The following is a 5,450-nucleotide window of genomic DNA, read 5'->3' on the forward strand; positions in this document are numbered from 1 at the left end:
CCGGCCGACCCCACCTACTGACGGCGTCGTCGTCGAGCGCGTCCAGCGCCGGCTCGCCGAGCCAGCCGGTGACGCGCTCGGGGGGAGCCGGCGATCTCCAGCGCGAGCAGCTCGGCCTGCGGCTGGCCGTCGCGCGACGGGTGCTCGTCGGTCGGGCTCTCCCAGCTCACGACGAACGGCAGCTGCGGGTCGGCGGTCGTGCCGCGGACGCCGATCTGCTGCCACTGCAGGTTGTAGCCGTCGGGACGGTGCCGGTTGCCGGGCACCGCGTGACGTCCGATGCGCTGCTCGACCGGCTTGATGTCGTCGACCGCCACGACCCAGCCCAGCCAGCCGCCGCCGGCCTCGGAGCGGGCGCGCACGGCCTGGCCGAACGGCGCCTTGTCCGAGGCCGGGTGGTCGAGCACCTCGACGACCTCGAGGTAGTGCCCGTTCGCGAGCGGCAGGACGGCGTTGCGCGTCCCGAAGCGGGGGTGGACCCCGCCGTCCACGAACGTCACGCCGAGCTGGTCGGCGAGGCGGGCCGTGGTCGCGGCGAGTCCGTCGGGTCCGGCGGCGAAGGAGAGGTGGTCCAGGCGCATGGCACACATGGTGACCTGCGTCATGGGGCCGCCGGCATGCGGGGTCCGCGACCGCTTGACTTTCGAGACGAATCTATCGAAACTCGATACATGACCTCGCTGCCCCGACTCGTCGTCCTCGCCCTGCGGGTGCTGCTCGTGCTCATCGCCCTCGGCCTGCTGCTCGGCCTCGTCATGTCCGTCCCCGGCCAGATCTTCGGCGGCCCGGACGACGGCGACCTGAGCCCCGTCCGGTGGCCGGTGTTCATCGCCCTCGAGCTGGCGGTCGTGTGCCTGCTCGTCGTCGTCGCGTGCACCTGGCGGCTGCTGTCGATGGTCCAGGCCGACCGGATCTTCAGCACCGACGTGTTCCGCTGGGTCGACCTCATCGTGTGGGCGGCGCTCGGCGTCTGGCTGTGCATGGTGACGATCGCCGGCACGGTCGGCGTCTTCCTCTACGTCACGCCCGAGCTGCGCGACCCCGGCCTGCCGCTGCTGCTCGGCGGCCTGTCGGTCGCCTCCGGCGGCGTGGTGCTGCTGCTCGTCGTCATGCGGGCGCTGCTGTGCCAGGCGACCGCCCTGCGCCGCGACATGGACGCGGTGATCTGATGGCGATCGTCGTGCGGCTCGACGTCGAGCTGGCCAAGCGGAAGATGAGCGTCGGCGAGTTCGCCGACAAGGTCGGCCTGACCCCCGCGAACGTGGCGGTGCTCAAGAACGGACGCGCGAAGGCGGTCCGGTTCAGCACCCTCGAGGCGATCTGCCGGGTCCTGGACTGCCAGCCCGGCGACATCCTCGAGCACGTCCCCGACTGACGCGTGGTCCCGTGGTGGGTGGGTCGCCCCGCGCCGGGTGAGGGTGACGGATCTTCATGCGTCTGGGCTGCCGGGACGACCCAAACGCATGAGAATCGGTCAGCTGCCACCCCGAGGTCACGGTGCTTCATGCGTTTGGGCTGCCAGGCTGACCCGGACGCATGAAGGTGCGTCCCCCACGGGCTCAGTCGGCGGGGTGGGGCTGGGGGCGGCCGGCCTCGACGAAGGCGTCGCAGTGGCGGACGAGCTCGGCGTAGCCCGCCTCGCCCATCATCGCCACGAGCTCGTCTCGGCTGGCCAGGTAGACCGGCACCGGCGAGACGTGCGCCTCGGTGTTGGACGAGCAGTACCAGTCCAGGTCGGCGCCGCCCGGACCCCAGCCGGCGCGGGTGTACTCGCCGATGGACGTCTCGGTGTACGTCGTCCCGTCGCCGCGGTCGACGTCGCGGAACTGGCGGCGCAGCGGCAGCTGCCAGCACACGTCCGGCTTGGTCTCGACGAACGAACGTCCCTCGGCCGCGGCCAGGTGGTGCAGGGCGCAGCCGTAGCCGCCGGGGAAGTCGGCGTCGTTGTGGAAGACGCAGGCGCCGTCGGCCACCCGGGTCTTGAGGTCGCCCTCGTCGTCCAGCTCGGTCCAGCCGCCCTGGAAGGACGGGCGCCGCTGCCACAGGTCGTCGGTCAGCCGGGCGACGTGGCCGGCGACGCGCTCGTGGTCCTCGTCGCCGGAGAAGTGCGCGCCGAGCGTGCAGCAGCCGGTCGAGGGGGACGAGCGGTAGATGCCGTGGCAGCCGCCGCCGAAGATGCAGGTCCAGCGCGACGTCAGCCAGGTGAGGTCGCAGTGGAAGACCTCGTCGGCGTCGTCGGGGTTCACGAAGTCGACCCAGGCGCGGGGGACCACCAGGTCGATCTCGGGCATGGGACGAGCCTAGGTCGCGGCCCGCCCCGGGACGACATCCGAGACGACGTCCGGGACGACCGCGACGCCGCCCGTGCCGCCGGCGCGCCGCGATACTAGCGAAAACCTACTGCCAGGTACCCACCCCCGCGTTCGTCCGGCTGACCCCGTCGCGGAGGATGCTGGCAGGACGGCGGCCGTGACGGCTGCCACAGGAACGACCCGGGGGTGTCGAAGACATGTCGACCATCGACGAGAGCAGGCCACCGGCCGCGGTGGACCCGCAGCTGCTCGACGAGCACGAGCGCACGTGGACGCCGGTCAAGATCGCGGTGTGGGGCGTCATCGCCCTGCTCGGCGCGCTGGGCTGGGTCATGCTGGCGCTGGTCCGCGGCGAGAGCGTCAACGCGATCTGGTTCGTGTTCGCGGCGGTGTGCAGCTACCTGATCGCGTACCGCTTCTACTCGCGCTTCGTCGAGGCGCGCCTCGTGCGTCCGGACGACACCCGGGCCACCCCGGCCGAGTACAAGGCCAACGGACGCGACTACGTCGCCACCGACCGCCGCGTGCTCTACGGCCACCACTTCGCGGCCATCGCCGGCGCCGGCCCGCTGGTCGGCCCCGTGCTCGCGGCGCAGATGGGCTACCTGCCCGGCACGATCTGGATCATCGTCGGCGTCATCTTCGCCGGCGCCGTCCAGGACTACCTGGTGCTGTTCTTCTCGATGCGCCGCGGCGGACGCTCGCTGGGCCAGATGGCCCGCGAGGACCTCGGCCGCGTCGGCGGCATCGCCGCGATCATCGCGACGCTGACGATCATGGTGATCATCACCGCGATCCTCGCGCTGGTCGTCGTCAACGCCCTGGGCGAGTCCCCGTGGGGCGTCTTCTCGGTCTCCATGACCATCCCGATCGCGCTGTTCATGGGCGTGTACCTGCGCTACCTGCGTCCCGGTGCGGTCATGGAGGTCTCGGTCATCGGCTTCGTGCTGCTGATGGCCGCGATCGTGGCCGGCGGCTGGGTCTCGGACCAGCCCGACCTCGCCGAGGTCTTCACGCTCGACCGCACGACCATCGCCTGGGCGGTCATCGTCTACGGCTTCGTCGCCGCCGTGCTGCCGGTCTGGCTGCTGCTCGCGCCGCGCGACTACCTGTCGACGTTCATGAAGATCGGCGTCGTCGTGCTGCTGGCCATCGCCATCGTCGTGGTGCGCCCGGTCGTCGAGGCCCCCGCGGTCAGCGACTTCGCCCGCACCGGCGAGGGCCCGGTCTTCGCCGGCGAGCTGTTCCCGTTCCTGTTCGTCACCATCGCCTGCGGCGCGCTGTCGGGCTTCCACGCGCTCATCGCCTCGGGCACGACCCCGAAGCTGGTCGAGAAGGAGCGCCAGACGCGCTTCATCGGCTACGGCGGCATGCTCATGGAGTCGTTCGTCGCGATCATGGCGCTCGTCGCCGCGATCACGATCGACCAGGGCATCTACTTCGCGATGAACGCGGCCCCCTCGGCCACCGGCGGGACGATCGACGGCGCCGCCCAGTTCGTCAACAACCTCGGCCTCACCGGCGTGAACGTCAGTCCCGAGACGCTGCAGAGCGTCGCGAACGACGTCGGCGAGGAGACGATCGTGTCGCGCACCGGCGGCGCCCCGACGCTCGCCGTCGGCCTGGCCACGCTGCTGCACCAGCTCATCGGCGGCTCCGCGCTCATGAGCTTCTGGTACCACTTCGCGATCATGTTCGAGGCGCTGTTCATCCTCACCGCGGTGGACGCCGGCACCCGCGTCGCCCGCTTCATGCTGTCGGACTCGCTCGGCAACGTGTGGCCGCGCTTCCGCGACCCGTCGTGGCGCGTCGGGGCCTGGCTGACGACGGCGGTGATGGTGGCGGCCTGGGGCGCGATCCTCATCATGGGCGTGACCGACCCGCTGGGCGGCATCAACACCCTGTTCCCGCTGTTCGGCATCGCCAACCAGCTGCTCGCCGCGATCGCGCTGGCGATCTGCCTGGCCATCGCGGCCAAGCGCGGCGCGGTCCAGGCGCTGTGGATCATCATCGTGCCGCTGGCGTTCGTCACCGTCATCACGGTGTACGGCTCGTTCCTCAAGATCTTCTCCGACGTCCCGGCCATCGGGTACTTCGCGCAGAACCAGGCGTTCCGCGAGGCGCGGGACGCCGGGGAGTCCAGCTTCGGCAACGCCGCGTCGCCCGAGGCGATCGACGCGGTCATCCGCAACACGTACGTCCAGGGCAGCCTCTCGGTGCTGTTCGTGGTGCTGGCGATCGTCGTCATCGCCGCCTCGGCCGTGCGGACGTTCCAGGCCGTCCGGGCCGGTGGTGGCCCGTCGACCGAGGACGAGCGGGTCGAGTCGGCCCTGTTCGCACCGGCCGGGCTCGTCGCGACCGAGCCCGAGCGCGAGCTGGAGAAGCAGTGGGCCGAGCACCGCAAGGCGGCCGCGAGCCGTGGGTGAGCGCGTGCGTGCGGTGGGCTCCTTCCTCAAGGGGGTGCTCGGGGCCGACCGCTACGAGCACTACCTGGAGCACCACCGCACGCACGGCTGCGGCGAGCCGATGAGCCGCCGGGAGTTCTGGCGCGACTACCACCGCTGGCAGGACGACAACCCGCAGGGACGCTGCTGCTGAGGCCCGTCGTCCACCGGCGACTGGTGCTCGGTGGAACAATGGACGCATGCGCATGGGCGTCCTCGACATCGGGTCGAACACCGGGCACCTGCTCGTGGTGGACGCCCACCGCGGCGGTCCGCCGGTGCCGGCGCACTCCTACAAGGAGCCGCTCCGGCTGGCCGAGCACCTCGACCCCGACAACGCCGTGACCGACGTCGGCGTCGAGCGGCTGGTCAAGTACGTGGGCGCGGCCCGCGACCTGGCCGAGCAGAAGGGCTGCAAGACCCTGCTGCCGTTCGCGACGTCCGCCGTGCGCGACGCCGTCAACGCCGACGCCGTGCTCGCCCGGGTGCGGGACGAGACCGGCGTCGACCTGGCGATCCTGTCCGGCGAGGACGAGGCCCGGCTCACCTTCCTGGCCGTCCGCCGCTGGTTCGGCTGGTCGGCCGGACGCCTCGGCGTCTTCGACATCGGCGGCGGCTCCCTGGAGGTGGCGGCCGGACGCGACGAGACCCCGGACGTCGCCCAGTCCCAGCCGCTCGGCGCCGGCCGGCTGAC

General features: G+C 71.6%; 7 protein-coding genes. 5 read left to right on the forward strand and 2 right to left on the reverse strand.

The genetic code is table 11. The features are described from left to right. Positions 1 to 14: 14 nt before the first annotated feature. Positions 15 to 581 (reverse strand): VOC family protein, encoded by a 567-nt coding sequence (locus AC2W7G_RS08495; protein WP_485868047.1) that lies wholly within the window; start codon positions 579 to 581, stop codon positions 15 to 17. A 90-nt stretch (positions 582 to 671) separates the two neighbouring features. Here AC2W7G_RS08495 and AC2W7G_RS08500 point away from each other — a divergent pair, with 90 nt between their 5' ends. Together AC2W7G_RS08500 and AC2W7G_RS08505 are read left to right on the forward strand one after the other, a co-directional pair. Continuing rightward, positions 672 to 1,169, forward strand: a complete 498-nt coding sequence (locus AC2W7G_RS08500) for a DUF2975 domain-containing protein (protein ID WP_485868048.1) — start codon at positions 672 to 674, stop codon at positions 1,167 to 1,169. Beyond that, positions 1,169 to 1,375: a helix-turn-helix domain-containing protein gene (locus tag AC2W7G_RS08505; protein WP_485868049.1), complete on the forward strand. Its 207-nt coding sequence runs from the start codon at positions 1,169 to 1,171 to the stop codon at positions 1,373 to 1,375. The genes AC2W7G_RS08500 and AC2W7G_RS08505 overlap by 1 nt, the downstream gene beginning before the upstream one ends. A 184-nt stretch (positions 1,376 to 1,559) precedes the next feature. Here the strand turns inward: AC2W7G_RS08505 and AC2W7G_RS08510 are convergent, their stop codons facing one another. Next, positions 1,560 to 2,291 carry a DUF3109 family protein gene (locus AC2W7G_RS08510; protein ID WP_485868050.1) on the reverse strand — a complete coding sequence of 244 codons (732 nt, stop codon included), beginning with the start codon at positions 2,289 to 2,291 and terminating at the stop codon, positions 1,560 to 1,562. Between the two features lie 218 nt (positions 2,292 to 2,509). Here AC2W7G_RS08510 and AC2W7G_RS08515 point away from each other — a divergent pair, with 218 nt between their 5' ends. From AC2W7G_RS08515 to AC2W7G_RS08525, 3 genes are all read left to right on the forward strand, one after another. Further along, entirely contained in the window at positions 2,510 to 4,738 is a 2,229-nt protein-coding gene (locus AC2W7G_RS08515) for a carbon starvation CstA family protein (RefSeq protein ID WP_485868051.1), read from the forward strand. A gap of 4 nt (positions 4,739 to 4,742) precedes the next feature. After that, the gene (locus AC2W7G_RS08520) at positions 4,743 to 4,910 is read left to right on the forward strand and encodes a YbdD/YjiX family protein (protein ID WP_485868052.1); all 168 of its coding nucleotides are present in this window, start codon (positions 4,743 to 4,745) and stop codon (positions 4,908 to 4,910) included. A gap of 46 nt (positions 4,911 to 4,956) precedes the next feature. Continuing rightward, a partial coding sequence (locus AC2W7G_RS08525; protein ID WP_485868053.1) for a Ppx/GppA phosphatase family protein occupies positions 4,957 to 5,450 on the forward strand: 494 nt, incomplete at its 3' end.

It is taken from the genome of Aeromicrobium sp. PFPM2_SD2 (genome assembly GCF_057364525.1).

Excerpts from the sequence above, each read along its gene's own strand:
- AC2W7G_RS08495 (WP_485868047.1), bottom strand. The coding sequence starts at position 581 with ATGCGCCTGGACCACCTCTCCTTCGCCGCCGGACCCGACGGACTCGCC.
- AC2W7G_RS08515 (WP_485868051.1), top strand. The coding sequence starts at position 2,510 with ATGTCGACCATCGACGAGAGCAGGCCACCGGCCGCGGTGGACCCGCAG.
- AC2W7G_RS08510 (WP_485868050.1), bottom strand. The coding sequence starts at position 2,291 with ATGCCCGAGATCGACCTGGTGGTCCCCCGCGCCTGGGTCGACTTCGTG.
- AC2W7G_RS08500 (WP_485868048.1), top strand. The coding sequence starts at position 672 with ATGACCTCGCTGCCCCGACTCGTCGTCCTCGCCCTGCGGGTGCTGCTC.
- AC2W7G_RS08505 (WP_485868049.1), top strand. The coding sequence starts at position 1,169 with ATGGCGATCGTCGTGCGGCTCGACGTCGAGCTGGCCAAGCGGAAGATG.